Annotated in this window: 13 protein-coding genes; 7 read left to right on the forward strand and 6 right to left on the reverse strand. The window is 75.1% G+C overall.

The features are described 5' to 3' along the window. Positions 1-32 precede the first annotated feature (32 nt). The 5 genes from CRP39_RS07900 to CRP39_RS07920 all read right to left on the reverse strand — a co-directional run bounded on the left by CRP39_RS07900 (position 33) and on the right by CRP39_RS07920 (position 4,483). Positions 33-413: a VOC family protein gene (locus tag CRP39_RS07900; RefSeq protein WP_097205795.1), complete on the reverse strand. Its 381-nt coding sequence runs from the start codon at positions 411-413 to the stop codon at positions 33-35. Between the two features lie 9 nt (positions 414-422). Continuing rightward, positions 423-1,115 (reverse strand): haloacid dehalogenase type II, encoded by a 693-nt coding sequence (locus CRP39_RS07905; protein WP_097205796.1) that lies wholly within the window; start codon positions 1,113-1,115, stop codon positions 423-425. 2 nt (positions 1,116-1,117) lie between these two features. Next, on the reverse strand, positions 1,118-2,743 hold the full coding sequence (locus tag CRP39_RS07910; RefSeq protein ID WP_097205797.1) for a phospho-sugar mutase: 1,626 nt from the start codon (positions 2,741-2,743) through the stop codon (positions 1,118-1,120). A gap of 73 nt (positions 2,744-2,816) precedes the next feature. Next, positions 2,817-3,677: an NAD-dependent epimerase/dehydratase family protein gene (locus tag CRP39_RS07915; protein ID WP_097205798.1), complete on the reverse strand. Its 861-nt coding sequence runs from the start codon at positions 3,675-3,677 to the stop codon at positions 2,817-2,819. After that, positions 3,674-4,483 (reverse strand): purine-nucleoside phosphorylase, encoded by an 810-nt coding sequence (locus CRP39_RS07920; protein WP_172442332.1) that lies wholly within the window; start codon positions 4,481-4,483, stop codon positions 3,674-3,676. Before CRP39_RS07920 ends, CRP39_RS07915 begins: the two co-directional genes overlap by 4 nt. 84 nt (positions 4,484-4,567) lie before the next feature. Between CRP39_RS07920 and CRP39_RS07925 the strand changes: the two genes are divergently transcribed. The 6 genes from CRP39_RS07925 (at position 4,568) to CRP39_RS07950 (ending at position 13,308) form a co-directional block, all read left to right on the forward strand. Further along, positions 4,568-5,779, forward strand: coding sequence for a glutamate--cysteine ligase (locus CRP39_RS07925; RefSeq protein ID WP_245853669.1), 1,212 nt, complete (start codon positions 4,568-4,570; stop codon positions 5,777-5,779). Further along, entirely contained in the window at positions 5,776-7,035 is a 1,260-nt protein-coding gene (locus CRP39_RS07930) for an amidohydrolase (protein WP_097205799.1), read from the forward strand. Before CRP39_RS07925 ends, CRP39_RS07930 begins: the two co-directional genes overlap by 4 nt. Positions 7,036-7,069: 34 nt before the next feature. Beyond that, positions 7,070-8,974, forward strand: a complete 1,905-nt coding sequence (locus CRP39_RS07935; protein WP_097205800.1) for a methylmalonyl-CoA mutase family protein — start codon at positions 7,070-7,072, stop codon at positions 8,972-8,974. Then, the gene (gene scpA / locus CRP39_RS07940; RefSeq protein ID WP_097205801.1) at positions 8,971-11,202 is read left to right on the forward strand and encodes a methylmalonyl-CoA mutase; all 2,232 of its coding nucleotides are present in this window, start codon (positions 8,971-8,973) and stop codon (positions 11,200-11,202) included. The genes CRP39_RS07935 and scpA overlap by 4 nt, the downstream gene beginning before the upstream one ends. A gap of 32 nt (positions 11,203-11,234) precedes the next feature. Further along, positions 11,235-12,245, forward strand: coding sequence for a methylmalonyl Co-A mutase-associated GTPase MeaB (gene meaB, locus CRP39_RS07945; protein ID WP_097205802.1), 1,011 nt, complete (start codon positions 11,235-11,237; stop codon positions 12,243-12,245). Positions 12,246-12,402: 157 nt separating this feature from the next. Continuing rightward, on the forward strand, positions 12,403-13,308 hold the full coding sequence (locus tag CRP39_RS07950; RefSeq protein WP_097205803.1) for a hypothetical protein: 906 nt from the start codon (positions 12,403-12,405) through the stop codon (positions 13,306-13,308). Between the two features lie 67 nt (positions 13,309-13,375). Here CRP39_RS07950 and CRP39_RS07955 read toward each other — a convergent pair whose 3' ends face one another. Continuing rightward, a complete protein-coding gene (locus tag CRP39_RS07955; protein WP_097205804.1) occupies positions 13,376-13,849 on the reverse strand; it encodes a gamma-glutamylcyclotransferase family protein in 474 nt (157 codons plus the stop codon). A gap of 119 nt (positions 13,850-13,968) precedes the next feature. Here CRP39_RS07955 and CRP39_RS07960 point away from each other — a divergent pair, with 119 nt between their 5' ends. Next, positions 13,969-15,372: an NAD(P)H-quinone dehydrogenase gene (locus tag CRP39_RS07960; protein ID WP_097205805.1), complete on the forward strand. Its 1,404-nt coding sequence runs from the start codon at positions 13,969-13,971 to the stop codon at positions 15,370-15,372. Positions 15,373-15,454 lie beyond the last annotated feature (82 nt).

Raw genomic sequence — 15,454 nt, forward strand, 5'->3', positions numbered from 1 at the left:
CCGGCGGGCGGGCCCCGGGGAGCCCGCCCTGCTCAGCCCTCCAGCTCGTACGCCAGCCCGTGCCGGGGCTGGTACAGCAGCATCCAGCCGGCGCCGGGCACACGCAGCGACGTCACCAGGCCGAAACCCTGGTCCTGCACCTCCTCCCGCACCTCGATGCCGGCCGCGCGGAGCTCGGCGGCCGTCGCCGCGACGTCGTCGCACATCAGCGACGCCTGGTGGTACGGCACGGAGGCCCAGGCCTCGCCGGGCTCGTCCGCGGTGGGGTGCACGCCGAGCTCGCTCGGCGGGGTCTTGAAGATGAGCCAGCCGCCGCCGGCGTCCAGCGACGGCCAGCGCAGCACCTCGCGGAAGAAGCGCCGTGTCGCCTCGGGGTCGTCGGAGTAGACGATCGTGTGGAAGCCGGTGATCACCGGCCCACGCTAGGCCCCGAGCCGGTCGGCCAGCTCCTCGAACGAGCGCACCGACAGGTCGGCGTCCGGGTCCGTCTCCGGCGGCACCGCCCGGCCGCCGAACTCGTCGGGGCGGTGCACGTACGCCGTCCGCAGGCCGCGGGCGCGGGCCGCGGTCAGGTCCTCGACGTGCGCGGCGACCATCAGCACCGACGACGGCGGCAACGCCAGCAGCCGCGGCGCGGCGTCGTAGACCTCCGGGTCGGGCTTGTAGTGCTGCACGATCTCCGCGCCCAGCACGCAGTCCCACGGCAGCCCGGCCCGCTTGGCCATGTCGACGATCAGCGCGACGTTGCCGTTGGACAGCGGCGCGAGCACGTGTGCCCGCGCCAGCCGGGTCAGCCCCGGGACGACGTCCGGCCACGGGTCGAGCCGGTGCCAGGCCAGCGTCAGCTCGTCGCGCACCTCCGGCGCGACGTCGGGCCGGCCGGCGGCGGCGAGGACGTCGTCCAGGGAGGAGCGGTGCAGGGCGTCCAGCGGCGTCCACGGCAGCTCGCCGGAGCGCACCCGCTCCATCGAGGGCACGTACCGGCGGCGCCAGTCGTCGGCGAGCGCGGCGGCGTCGACCGACGGCCCCAGCAGTCGCCGGGCCTCCCGCGCGACCCCGCCGCGCCAGTCCACGACCGTCCCGAAGACGTCGAACACCAGCGCCCGGATCGCCACGACTACACCCCCAGCGCCGCGGCCATCTCGGCGCGCAGCTCGTCGAGTTCGTCGGCACCGCGGCCGCGGGCGGCGATCAGCCCGGCGTCGTCGTGCACCGGCACCACCGTCTCCAGGTAGGCCTTGAGCTTCGGTTCGGTGCCGCTGGGCCGCACGATCACCCGGACGCCGTCGCCCAGCAGCCGGACGGCGTCCACCGGCGGCTGCTCGTGCGCCAGGTCGGCGACCGCCACCTCGCGGCCCAGCAGGCGGGTGGGCGGCGCGGACCGCAGCCGGGCCATCATGGCGCCGATCCGGGAGAGGTCCTCGACCCGCACCGACAGCTGCCCGGTCACGAACAGCCCGTGCTCGCCGGCCAGCTCGTCGAGCCGGTCCAGCAGCGTGCGCCCTGAGGCCTTCAGCTCCGCCGCGAGCAGCGCGACGGCGAGCGCGGCCGAGATGCCGTCCTTGTCCTTGACCACCTGCGGCGCGACGGCGTACCCCAGCGCCTCCTCGTAGCCGAAGACGAGGGGGACGTCGTCGATGCCGGCCCGGACGATCCACTTGAACCCGGTGGGGGTCTCGGCGAACCGCACCCCGTGCGCCGCGGCCAGTACCGACAGCAGGGAGCCGCTCACCAGCGACGCCGCGTACGTGCCGCGCACCCCGCGGCGCAGCAGCCAGTCGGCGAGCAGGGCGCCCACCTCGTCGCCGGTCAGCTGGCGGCCCCCGCAGACCACCGAGCAGCGGTCGGCGTCGGGGTCCTCGGCGATGGCGACGTCCGCGCCGACGCGGTCGGCCAGGGCCTGGAGGAGGTCGACCGCGCCCGGTTCCTCCGGGTTCGGGAAGGTGACGGTCGGGAACGCCGGGTCGGGGGAGTCCTGCTCGGCGACGCTCACCGGCGGCGCGAACCTGGCCGCGGCGAACACCGTGCGGGTGGTCTCCGCCCCGACCCCGTGCATCGCGGTGTAGGCCACCGTCAGCGCCGCACGGTCCGCGGCCGGCACGCGGTCGGGCTGCAGAGCGGCCACGACGGCGGCCACGTAGTCGGCCTGGACGTCGTCGCCGAGGGTGAGCCAGTCGTCGGAGCGCGGCACCTCCCGCGCCGGCCCCACCGCGGAGATGGCGGCCTCGATCAGCCGGTCGGCCGGGGGCACCAGCTGGGCGCCGTCGTCCAGGTAGACCTTGTAGCCGTTGTCGTCGGGCGGGTTGTGGCTGGCGGTCACCATCACGCCGGCCGCGCAGCCCAGGTGCCGGACGGCGAAGGCGAGCACCGGCGTGGGCAGCGGCCGCGGCAGCACCTGGACGGCGAAGCCCGCGCCCGCGAGCACCGCCGCCGACACCTGGGCGAACTCGTCGGAGCGGCGGCGGGCGTCGAAGCCGATGACCACCCCGGCGCCGGCGTGCCCCGAGTCGGCCAGGTACCGGGCCAGCCCCGCGGCGGCCCGGGTGACGACGGCGGCGTTCATGCCGGCCGGGCCGGCGCGCACCGGCCCGCGCAGCCCCGCCGTGCCGAAGGTGAGCGGGCCGGCGAACCGGCGCTCCAGCTCGGTCGTGTCCTCCGCCTCGATCAGCGCCTCGATCTCCGCGCGGTCGCCGGCGTGCGGGTCGGCGTCGGCCCAGTCGCGAGCCAGGCCGAGGAGGCTCACGACGCCTCCCTGCCGGCGCTCGGCGGTGTCGCCGGCCAGGCTGCGGCGCCCCCGGGCGGGCTCGCCGGCCCGCTCACCGCTCGGCCCCGCTGCCCGGTGCGATGTCCCCGCCGGGCAGGGGCGGCTCGACGTTCTCGGCGTCGAACTGCGCCAGCGTGTACTCGCCACCCACGCGCGCGTGCACGGGGTCGGCGAGGTCCGGCTCGCCGTACGCCTCGACCAGCGCCGACGCGAACACCTCGGCGTCGTCGGCCGGCTCGTACCCCAGCGCCCGCGCGGCGGTGAGGTCCCACCAGTTGCGGGTGTTGGCCGACACGCCCCAGACGACGGCGAAGCCGGGGGCCGGCGCCCGGAGTGCGGCGTCGACGAGGCGGACCTGGTCGCCGGGGGACAGCCACGTCGACAGGTGGCGGACCGTCGTGGGCTCGGCGAAGGCGCTCCCGATCCGCAGGCAGACGACGTCCATCCCGTACCGGTCGACGTAGAGCGAGCCCAGCGCCTCCATCGCCGCCTTGGAGACGCCGTAGTACGTGTCCGGCCGCGGCGGGGCGTCGACCTCGCGCAGCAGTCCGCCGTCCGGGCGGGGGGTGTAGCCGGTGGCGTGGTTGCTGCTGGCCAGGACGACGCGGGAGACCCCGGCCCGCCGGGCGGCCTCCAGCACGCAGTAGGTGCCCTCGATGTTGGCGTGCGAGATCGCCGGCCAGGTCGACTCCGTGGCGATCCCCGCCAGGTGCACGACGGCGGAGACCCCGGCGACGGCGTCCTCCATCGCGGTGAGGTCGGTGGTGTCGGCGACCACCTGCTCCTCGCCGGGCCGGGTGTCGGTCATCGGGACGACGTCGAGCGAGCGGACCGCCCAGCCGCGCTCGGGCAGCCCGCCGCGCAGCACGGTGCCGATCCGCCCGGCGGCCCCCGTCACCAGCACCTGACTCACGGCAGCCGCCCCACGAACGCCACGAGGAACTCGCCCAGCCGGCCGGCCGCGGCCTTGCCCGCCGCGAGCACCTCCTCGTGGTCGAGCTTCTCGCCGGTGATGCCGGCCGCGGCGTTGGTGACCATCGACAGGCCCACCACCTCCAGGCCGGCGGCCCGCGCGGCGATCGCCTCCAGCGCCGTGGACATGCCGACCAGATCCGCGCCCAGCGTGCGCAGCATCCGGATCTCGGCCGGCGTCTCGTAGTGCGGGCCGGGCAGTGCGGCGTAGACGCCCTCGGTCAGCGAGGGGTCGAGCTCGCGGGCCAGCGACCGCAGCCGCGCGGAGTACAGGTCGGTGAGGTCGACGAAGGTCGCACCCACCAGCGGCGAGCGGGCGGTCAGGTTGAGGTGGTCGCTGATCAGCACCGCCTGGCCGACCCGGTGGTCCGGCGCCAGCCCGCCGGCGGCGTTGGTGAGGACGACGGTGCGCACGCCCGCCGCGGCCGCCGTCCGGACGCCGTGCACCACCGGCTCGACGCCGCGGCCCTCGTAGAGGTGCGTGCGGCCCAGGAAGAGCAGCACCCGCCGCTGCCCGACCCGGACCGAGCGGACCTCCCCGCCGTGGCCGACCGCCGTCGGGGCGGCGAACCCGGGCAGGTCCCCGATCGCGATGCTGCCGTCGACGGCCCCGAAGGCATCGGCGGCCGGGGCCCAGCCGGACCCCATGACGATGGCGACGTCGTGGTCGCCGCCGAGGGCGGTGGTGAGGTCGCCGGCCGCGCGGGCGGCCAGGGCGGAGGGGTCGTCGGGCGCAGGGGAACTCACGCGGCGACGCTAGCCCAGCGGCCGTGTCCCGGCCGCGCTCGCACCGACCAGCCGGGGACGGTGATCGTCCCTACACTCCGCAGCGTGCAGATCCCCTTCCACTCCTCCGAACGCGCCAGCCTGGGTGTGGAGTGGGAGTTGCAGCTCGTCGACCTCGAGACCCGGCAGCTGACCGCCGGGGCGGTGGAGATCCTCGAGGAGCTCCGGCCCGCAGGCGGCGACGAGCACCCCAAGGCCAAGCACGAGCTGCTGCAGTCGACGATCGAGATCATCACCGGCGTCTGCACCACCGTCGCCGAGGCCAAGGCCGACCTCGCCGGCACCCTCGCCGAGGTGCGCACCGCCGCCGAGCACCGCGGCCTGGGGCTCCTGTGCGCCGGCACCCACCCCATCACCGACTGGCAGACCCAGCAGATCTCGCCCAAGGAGCGCTACCTCCAGCTGGTGGAGAAGATGCAGTGGCTGGCCCGGCGGCTGCAGATCTTCGGGGTGCACGTGCACGTCGGCGTCCGGGCGCCGGAGAAGGCGATCCCGATCGTCAACGCGCTCACCCAGTACGTGCCGCACTTCCTCGCGCTGTCGGCGTCCTCCCCGTACTGGGTCGGCGCCGACACCGGCCTGGCCAGCGCCCGCTCGAAGGTGTTCGAGGGGATGCCGACGGCCGGGCTGCCCTACCAGCTGTCGGGCTGGGACCGCTTCGAGGAGTACATGGAGACGCTCATCTCCACCCACGCCATCGAGAGCGTGCGCGAGGTGTGGTGGGACATCCGCCCGCACCCCGACTTCGGCACCGTCGAGCTGCGCATCTGCGACGGGCTGCCCACCCTCGACGAGATCGGTGCGGTCGCCGCCCTGTCCCAGTGCCTGGTCGAGCAGTTCGACCGCGAGCTGGACCGCGGCTACACGCTGCCGGTCCCGGCGGGCTGGGTACTGCGGGAGAACAAGTGGCGGGCCGCCCGGTACGGGCTCGACGCCGACATCGTCGTCGACGAGAAGGGCACCGTGCGCCCGGTGCGCCAGGCGATCGCCGACCTGGTCGAGGACCTCACCCCCACCGCCCGCCGGCTGGGCTGCGAGGCGGAGCTGGCCGACGTCGAGCGCATCCTCGCCGTGGGCGCCTCCTACCAGCGGCAGCGCGCGGTCGCCGCCGCCCACGACGGCGACCTGCGCGCGGTGGTCGACAGTCTGCTCGCCGAGATGCGCGACGGGTTGCCGGCCGCACCCGCCGTGGGCATGCCGGTCGCACCCGTCGGCGGCCGCCCGGTGCCCGACCCGGCCGGGGGGCGCCCGGCGTGACGGAGTTCCCGGAGGCGCTCGGGACGGCGGTCGACGAGTGGGTCACCGCCCGCCAGCAGCAGCTGGTCGCCGTTCGCCGCCACCTGCACGCGCACCCCGAGCTGGCCTTCGCCGAGTTCGAGACGACGTCCTTCATCGAGCAGCGGCTGCGCAACGCGGACCTGGAGCCCAAGCGGTTGCCCACCGGGACCGGCCTGGTCGTGGACGTCGGCGAGGGGGCGGGCGGGTCCGGGCCGACGGTCGTGCTGCGGGCCGACATCGACGCCCTCCCGCTGCCCGACCTCAAGGACGTCCCGTACGCCTCGACCCGCGAGGGCGCCTGCCACGCCTGCGGGCACGACGTGCACACCACCGTCGTCCTCGGTGCCGCCCTGGCGCTGGCCGGCCTCGACGAGCTGCCCGGCACCGTCCGCTGCGTCTTCCAGCCGGCCGAGGAGTCCATCCCCGGGGGCGCCAGCGAGGTGGTCGCCGCCGGCGTGCTCGACGGCGCCTCCCGGGCGTTCGCGCTGCACTGCGACCCGTCGCTGCCGGCCGGGACGGTGGGGCTGCGGACCGGCTCGATCACCGCCGCCTGCGACCGGATGGACGTCACCCTCACCGGTCCTGGCGGGCACACCGCCCGCCCGCAGCTCACCGTCGACCTCGTCGACGCGCTGGGCCGGCTGATCACCGACCTGCCCGCGCTGCTGTCCCGCCAGGTCGACCCGCGGGCGGGCATGTCCCTGGTGTGGGGCGCGGTGCAGGCCGGCGTCGCGGCCAACGCCATCCCGCAGCGCGGCCACCTGCGCGGCACCGTGCGCGTGCTCGACCGCGATGAGTGGCGCAACGCCGAGACCCTGCTGCGCAGCCTGGTCGAGCGGGTCGCGGCGACCACCGGCGCGCAGGTGGACGTCGACTACGTCCGCGGCGTGCCCCCGGTGGTCAACGACCCCCGCGCCGTCGCGCTGCTGCGGTCGGCCGCACTGGAGACCGTGGGCAGCGACGGCCTGCGGCTGTCCCCGCAGAGCATGGGCGGGGAGGACTTCGGCTGGTTCGCCGACGTCCTGCCCATCGCGCTGGCCCGGCTGGGCACGCACGGCGGCGGCGCCCCGCTGGACCTGCACCGCGGCACCTTCGACGTCGACGAGAAGGCGATCGGGGTGGGGGTGCGGCTGCTGGCGCGCACCGCCCTGCACGCCCTGGCCGCCGACGCCGGGGTCGAGCCGTCCGGCCGCTCACCGCACCCCGGCCGCGCCCGCCCCGGCGAGCGGCGGTAGATACTCCGCAGATCGACTGGAGGGGAGCCCGACGATGAGTTCCACCGATCCGCATCCGGCCCATCCCGGCGACGCCGAGGTACCGGCCGAGCACGAGGTCCCCGCGGACCTCCGGCTCGCCGGCGAGTTCCCCGCGGTCACGCGGGACCAGTGGCGCGACCTGGTGGCCGGGGTGCTGCGCAAGGCCGGCCGCGAACAGCTCCCCGACCCGGTCGAGGACGCGCTGCGCCGCACGGTCGCCACCGGGGTGACCGTCGGCCCCCTGTACACCGCCGAGGACGCCGCGGACCTGCCCACGGCCGTCGGCGTCCCCGGGCTCCCACCGTTCGTCCGTGGCTCCCGCGCCGGCGCCACGGTGCCCGGGGGCGGGGACCCCGCCGCGTTCGGCGTCCCCGGCGGCTGGGACGTCCGGCAGCGGCACGCCCACCCCGACGTCGCGGTCACCCGGGAGGCGATCGCCGCCGACCTGGAGAACGGCGTCACCTCGCTGTGGCTGGTCCTGGGCGAGGGGGCGATCCCGGTCGGGTCGCTGGGCGAGGTGCTCACCGACGTCCTCCTCGACCTCGCGCCGGTGAGCGTGCAGGGCGGCGAGCCGGCCGCCGAGGCGTTGCTGTCCCTCGTCGAGGGGCGCACCGACCTCGCGCCGGGCGGCTCGCTGGGGCTGGACCCGCTCGGCCTGCAAGCCGCCTCCGGACAGGAGCAGGACCTCACCGGCCTGGCCGGCTTCGCCCGGCGCGCCGCCGCCCACCCGGGTCTGCGCAGCGTCGTCGTCGACGGCACCGTCTACGCCGACGCCGGCGCCTCGGCGGTGGAGGAGCTCGGCTGCGCGCTGGCCGCCGGCGTGGCCTACCTGCGCGCCCTCACCGAGGGCGGCCTGGGCGTCGACGAGGCCTTCGGTCAGCTGGAGTTCCGGTTCGCCGCCAGCGCCGACCAGTTCACGACCATCGCGGGGCTGCGCGCGGCCCGGCGGCTGTGGGACCGCGTCGGCGACGTCAGCGGCGCCTCCGCCGACGTGCGGGGGCAGCGCCAGCACGCCGTCACCTCCTCGGTGATGACGACCCGGCGCGACCCCTGGGTGAACATGCTGCGGACGACGGTGGCCTGCTTCGCCGCCGGTGTGGGCGGGGCCGACGCCGTGACGGTGCAGCCCTTCGACGCCGCGCTCGGGCTGCCCGACGCCTTCTCCCGCCGGATCGCCCGCAACACCCAGAGCCTGCTGGTCGAGGAGGGCCACCTCGCCCGCGTCCTCGACCCGGCCGGGGGCTCCTGGTACGTCGAGTCGCTGACCGAGTCACTGGCCCAGGCCGCGTGGGAGTGGTTCACCGAGATCGAGCGGGCCGGCGGGCTGCCGGCCGCCCTCGCCTCGGGCCTGGTCCGCGACCGGATCGGCGCCGCCTGGGCCGCCCGTTCCGAGCGGCTGGCCCACCGACGGGACGCCATCACCGGGGTCAGCGAGTTCCCCAACCTGACCGAGCAGCTGCCAGAGCGGCCGCCGGCCGCCGAGGTGCTGCCGAGCGGGGGCCTGCCCCGGGTGCGCGCGGCGCAGGAGTTCGAGGCGCTGCGCGACCGCGCCGAGGCGGCGGCGGAGCGTCCGACGGTGTACCTCGCCACGATCGGCCCGATCGCCCGGCACACCGCCCGGGCCACCTTCGCGGCCAACCTCCTCCAGGCCGGCGGCCTGGCGACACCGGCCGGCGACGGGGCCGGCGGTCTCGGCGAGGCCGGGACGACGGTCGCCTGCATCTGCGGCACCGACCGCGACTACGCGGAGTCCGCGGCCGGCCTCGCGGCGGAGCTGCGCGCCGCCGGTGCCACACAGGTGTGGCTCGCCGGCAAGCCCTCCCTCGGTGTCGACGGTGTCGACGGGTACGTGTACGCCGGGTGCGACGCGCTCGACGTGTTGCAGCGAGTCCACGAGCAGCTGGGAGTTCCGGCATGAGCGCCATCCCCGACTTCAGCGACGTCGAGCTGGGCCGTCCGGCGGCCGGCGGCCGGGCCGGGGCGGATGGGGCGGGTGACCATGCAGCCTGGGCCAAGCGGTTCGAGGAGACCACCGGGCACAGCGTGGGGGAGGCGGCCTGGGAGACCCCCGAGGGCATCGCCGTCCCGCCGCTGTTCGGCCCGGGCGACCTCCAGGGCGTGGACTTCCTCGCCACCCTGCCGGGGCTGCCGCCGTACCTGCGCGGCCCCTACCCGACGATGTACACCACGCAGCCGTGGACGGTCCGCCAGTACGCGGGCTTCTCCACCGCGACGGAGTCCAACGCCTTCTACCGGCGCAACCTCGCCGCCGGTCAGAAGGGGCTGTCCATCGCGTTCGACCTGCCCACCCACCGCGGCTACGACTCCGACCACCCGCGGGTCGTCGGCGACGTCGGGATGGCGGGCGTGGCGGTGGACTCGATCCTGGACATGCGGCAGCTGTTCGACGGCATCCCGCTGGACCGCATGAGCGTGTCGATGACCATGAACGGCGCGGTGCTGCCGGTGCTGGCGCTCTACATCGTCGCCGCCGAGGAGCAGGGGGTGGCTCCGGCGCAGCTGACCGGGACCATCCAGAACGACATCCTCAAGGAGTTCATGGTCCGCAACACCTACATCTACCCGCCCAAGCCCTCGATGCAGATCATCAGCGACATCTTCGCGTTCACCTCGCGCGAGATGCCGCGGTTCAACTCGATCTCCATCTCCGGCTACCACATCCAGGAGGCCGGGGCGACGGCCGACCTGGAGCTGGCCTACACGCTGGCCGACGGCGTCGAGTACCTCAACGCCGGCAAGGGCGCCGGGCTGGACGTCGACGCGTTCGCCCCGCGGTTGTCGTTCTTCTGGGCGATCGGCATGAACTTCTTCATGGAGGTCGCGAAGCTCCGGGCGGCGCGACTGCTGTGGGCCCGGCTGGTGAAGGACGCCGGTGCGCAGAACCCGAAGTCGATGTCGTTGCGCACCCACTCGCAGACCTCGGGCTGGTCACTGACCGCCCAGGACGTCTACAACAACGTCGTCCGCACCTGCCTGGAGGCCATGGCCGCCACCCAGGGGCACACCCAGTCGCTGCACACCAACGCCCTCGACGAGGCGCTGGCCCTGCCGACCGACTTCTCCGCCCGGATCGCCCGCAACACCCAGCTGCTGCTGCAGCAGGAGTCCGGGACCACGCGGGTCATCGACCCGTGGGGTGGCTCGGCCTACGTCGAGAAGCTCACCTACGACCTGGCCCGCCGCGCGTGGGCGCACATCGAGGAGGTCGCCGAGCACGGCGGCATGGCGCAGGCGATCGACGACGGCATCCCGAAGCTGCGCATCGAGGAGGCCGCCGCCCGCACCCAGGCGCGCATCGACTCCGGCCGGCAGCCGGTCATCGGGATCAACAAGTACCGCGTCGAGGCCGACGAGGCGATCGAGGTGCTGCGCGTCGACAACGCCGACGTGCTGGCCCAGCAGAAGGCCAAGCTGGAGGAGCTGCGGGCCTCCCGCGACGCCGGGGCGGTCCAGGACGCCCTGCGCCGGCTCACCGACGCCGCGCGGGCCGCCGCCGAGGGACGTCGGGGGGACGACCTGGACTCGAACCTGTTGCGGCTCGCCGTCGACGCGGCGCGGGCCAAGGCCACGGTCGGGGAGATCTCCGACGCGCTCGAGGAGGTCTACGGCCGGCACTCCGGTCAGGTCCGGACCATCTCGGGCGTCTACCGGGAAGAGGCGGGAGCATCGGGTCCCGTGGAGGAGACCCGCCGGATGGCCGAGGCGTTCGAGGAGGCGGAGGGCCGCCGTCCCCGCATCCTGGTCGCCAAGATGGGCCAGGACGGCCACGACCGCGGCCAGAAGGTGATCGCCACCGCGTTCGCCGACCTGGGGTTCGACGTCGACGTCGGCCCGCTGTTCCAGACGCCGGAGGAGGTGGCCCGCCAGGCGGTGGAGGCCGACGTGCACGTCGTCGGGGTGTCCTCGCTGGCGGCCGGGCACCTCACGCTGGTGCCGGCGCTGAGGGACGCGCTCGCCGGGCTGGGGGCCGACGACGTGCTGATCGTGGTCGGCGGCGTCATCCCGCCCGACGACGTGCCGACCCTGCGCGAGATGGGGGCGGCGGCGGTCTTCCCGCCCGGCACCGTGATCGCGGAGGCGGCGCAGGAGCTGCTGCGCACGCTGTCGACGCGCCTCGGTCACTGATGGCGGAGCCAGGCGGGCCCCGAGGGGCAGAAATGGCCATTTCTGCCCCTCGGGGCCGGCAGGTCGACGTCCCGGCGCTGGTCGAGGGGGTGCTGGCCGGGGACCGGAGGGTGATGGCGCGGGCCATCACCCTCGTGGAGTCCCGGCGGGCCGACCACCGCGAGCGCGCCCAGGAGCTGCTCGTCGAGCTGCTGCCGCACACCGGCGTGGCGCGGCGGGTCGGTATCAGCGGTGTGCCGGGCGTGGGCAAGTCCACCTTCATCGACCAGCTCGGGGTGACGCTCACCGCGGCCGGGTCGAAGGTGGCGGTGCTCGCCGTCGACCCGTCGTCGGCCCGGTCGGGCGGGTCGATCCTCGGTGACAAGACCCGGATGGCCCGGCTGGCCGTCGACCCGGCGGCCTTCATCCGCCCGTCGCCGACCTCCGGCACGCTCGGCGGGGTCGCGCAGGCGACGCGGGAGTCGATGGTCGTCGTCGAGGCGGCCGGCTACGACGTCGTCCTGGTGGAGACCGTCGGCGTCGGCCAGTCCGAGGTGACGGTCGCGGAGATGGTCGACTCGTTCCTCTTCCTCACCCTCGCCCGCACCGGCGACCAGCTGCAGGGCATCAAGCGCGGCATCCTCGAGATCGCCGACGTCATCGCCGTCAACAAGGCCGACGGGCCCGGGGCCCCCGACGCCCGGAAGGCGGCGCGGGAGCTGGCCGGCGCGATCCGCATGCTGCGCGGCCACGTGGCCGGCGGCTGGGACGTGCCGGTGCTGACCTGCGCCGGGCTGACCGGCGAGGGCCTCGACGTGGTGTGGGCCAAGCTGGTCGAGCACCAGGACCGCATGCGGGCCTCCGGGGAGTTCGACGAGCGGCGCCGTGGCCAGCAGGTGCGCTGGACCTGGCAGCTGGTCCGCGACGGGCTCGAGCACCGGCTCCGCGCCCACCCCGGCGTGCGGTCGGCCGCGCCCGAGCTGGAGAAGGCGGTGCTCGCCGGCGAGCTCACCCCCGCGCTGGCCGCCCGCCAGCTGCTGGAGACCTTCCTCGCGTCCCCCTGAGCCCGCGATCATGAGACCCGGGAAGCGACCCGCCGAGTCGGTGCGGGGTGTCGCTTCCCGGACTTCATGATCACGCGGGCGTCCACAGCACTCGTAGTCGTCCACAGATCCGCGGAGGCCGGGGTGGCGGCCTCGGCGACGTCGGACGCTGCCCGGCGTGGACTTCGCGCTCTACCGCCTCATCGCCGCCCAGCAGGGGGTCTTCTCCACGTCGCAGGCACTGGACCACTGCAGCGACGCCGAGGTCCGCGCGCTGGTTCGCACCGGGCGCTGGCGGCGCAGCCCGTGGCGCGGCGTGCTGCTCGACGGGGAGCTGCCCGACTCACCGCTGCTGCGTGTGCGCGCCGCGGCACTGGCGGTCGGCGGTGACCTCGTGGCGTGCCACTCGACCGCGGCCTCGCTGTGGGGCTTCGACGTGCTGGGGAACCGCATGCTGCACTTCCTCGGACCCCCGCAGTTGGTCAACCGGCGGCTGCCCGGCGTGCAGGTCCACCCGTCCTCGCTCGGGACCGACGACGCCGTGCTCGTGGACGGTGTGTGGTGCACTCCGCCGGCGCGCACCGCCTGCGACGTCGTGCGCACCACCGCCCCGATCGACGGTCTGGCGACGCTGGACGCCGCGCTCAGGACGGGGACGTGCACCCGGGAGCAGCTCGCTGCGGCGGCCGCGGCCCAGGCGGGTCTGCGCCAGGTCGTCCGGCTGCGCGAGTTGATCCCGGTCTCCGACGCCGCGGCCGAGTCGCCGATGGAGTCACGCACGCGGTGGCGCTTCATCCAGGCCGGCCTGCCTGCTCCCCGGCTGCAGATCCGACTGGTCGACGACGGTCGCACGCACTACCTCGACATGGGCTGGGCGGAGAAGTGCGTCGGGGTCGAGTTCGACGGGCTCGAGGCGCACATGACGCGCGAGCAGCTGGCCGCCGACCGGGACCGACACAACTGGGTGACCGAGCACGGGTGGACGCTGCTGCACGTCACCGCGATCGACGTGTACCGCCGACACCTGGCGATGGTGGCGCGGACGGCGCGCGCGCTCGGCGTCCCCTATCGCCAGCGATCATGAAGTCCGGGAAGCGACACCAGGACCGCCGCCGGGGCGTCGCTTCCCGGACTTCATGATCACGCGGGGCTCACACGCCCGTGGAGCGGCACTCCCGGGAGCGCAGCTCGACCAGGTAGTCGTCCGGGGCGCCCGCGGCCTCGGCCGCGTCGGCGATCCCGCCGAGGTGGCGGGCCGAGGGCAACCCGCCCTCGAAGGCGTCGAGCACGTAGACGTAGGCGACGACGTCACCGGCCAGCGTGTGCACCCGCAGGTGCAGCTTCCGGTAGAGCCCGTGGTCGGCGCCCTCCCATGCGTCCAGCGCCCGCTCGTCGACCTCGGTGAGGTCGTAGAGCGCGACGAAGACGCCGGGGGAGAGGGACTCACCGGGCGTCGTGTCGTCGGGGACGAGGGTGGCCAGCGCCCCCTCCCACCCGAGTTCCTCCCCGCCGAAGGTCAGCCGCCAGCCGCGGATCCAGCCGGTGCCGGTGTGCGGGGAGGAGGGACAGCGCCGGAGCATCTGTGCGGGGTCCATGTTCGACCCGTAGGCGGCGTAGAGGCCCATCGACGGCGAGCCTACGGCCGGTGTGGCGCGCTCGACCCCGGGGGATGGACGACGGCGACGCCCGCGGGCGGGGAGAATGGCCCCCGGCACGCATCCGCACCGCACCGAGAAGGACCCACATGACCCGCATCGTGATCATCGGCGGCGGTCCCGCCGGCTACGAGGCCGCGCTCGTGGCCGCATCCCTCGGTGCGGAGGTGACCGTCATCGAGCGGGACGGCGTCGGCGGGGCCAGCGTGCTCACCGACTGCGTGCCGTCGAAGACGTTCATCGCCTCCGCCGGCGCGATGACCGCCGTCCGCGACTCCCTGTCCCTCGGGGTGCAGGGCGCCGAGCTGGCGGCCGTCGGCATCGACCTCGCCGCGGTCAACCAGCGGGTCAGGGGCCTGGCCGTGGCGCAGTCGGCCGACATCCGGGCCCGCCTGGTCGCCGAGGGCGTGCGCGTGCTCGCCGGCCAGGGCCGGCTGACCGACGAGGTCCGCGGCCTGGTGGAGCACCGGGTCGACGTCGTGGACGCCGAGGGTGCGGTCAGCGAGACGCTGGAGTGCGACGTCGTCCTCATCGCCACGGGCGCCGACCCCCGCGTGCTGCCCGGCGCCGAGCCCGACCACGAGCGGATCCTCGACTGGCGCGACGTCTACGACCTGCAGGAGCTGCCCGAGCACCTGGTGGTCGTCGGCTCCGGCGTCACCGGCGCGGAGTTCGCCTCCGGCTACCTGGAGGCCGGCGTCCCCGTCACCCTGGTCTCCTCCCGTGACCGCGTCCTGCCCGGTGAGGACTCCGACGCCGCCGAGGTGCTCGAGGAGGTCTTCCAGTCCCGCGGTGGCCGGCTGGAGCGTGGCCGGGCCGCCGGCGTCCGGCGTACCGAGAAGGGCGTCGCCGTCGAGCTGACCGACGGCCGCACCGTCGACGGCTCGCACGCGCTGATGACCGTGGGCACGGTCCCGAACACCGCCGGGCTCAACCTGGAGCAGTGCGGGGTGGCGCTCGCGCCCTCCGGCCACGTCGTCGTCGACCGGGTCTCGCGCACCAGCGTGCCCGGCATCTACGCCGCCGGTGACGTGACCGGGGTGTTCCAGCTGGCGTCGGTGGCCGCGATGCAGGGTCGGATCGCGATGTGGCACGCCCTCGGCGAGGCGGTCACCCCGATCCGGCTGAAGACGGTCGCGGCCAACGTCTTCACCCACCCCGAGATCGCCACCGTGGGGGTGCAGGAGAAGTCGCTGCCCGACGACATCCAGGTCGACGTCGTCCGGCTGCCGCTGGCCACCAACGCCCGGGCCAAGATGAGCGACCTGCGTGACGGCTTCGTCAAGCTGTTCGCCCGTCAGGCCACCGGGGTCGTCGTCGGCGGGGTGGTGGTGGCCCCGGGCGCCTCGGAGCTGATCCTGCCGATCGCCCTCGCCGTCACCAAGGGCCTGACCGTCACCGACCTCGCGCACACCTTCGCGATCTACCCGTCGCTGTCGGGGTCGATCACCGAGGCCGGCCGCCGGCTGATGGGCGCCGACGCGCTGGCCTGAACCGGCCGGGACGGCGGGGGTCCGCGGGGCTGCCGGGACGGGGCCCGTGGGGCCGCGGGGAGATCCGCGGCGGGCGTGGCTG

The sequence above is a fragment of the Geodermatophilus sabuli genome (assembly GCF_900215145.1).
GTDB classification, from domain to species: domain Bacteria; phylum Actinomycetota; class Actinomycetes; order Mycobacteriales; family Geodermatophilaceae; genus Geodermatophilus; species Geodermatophilus sabuli.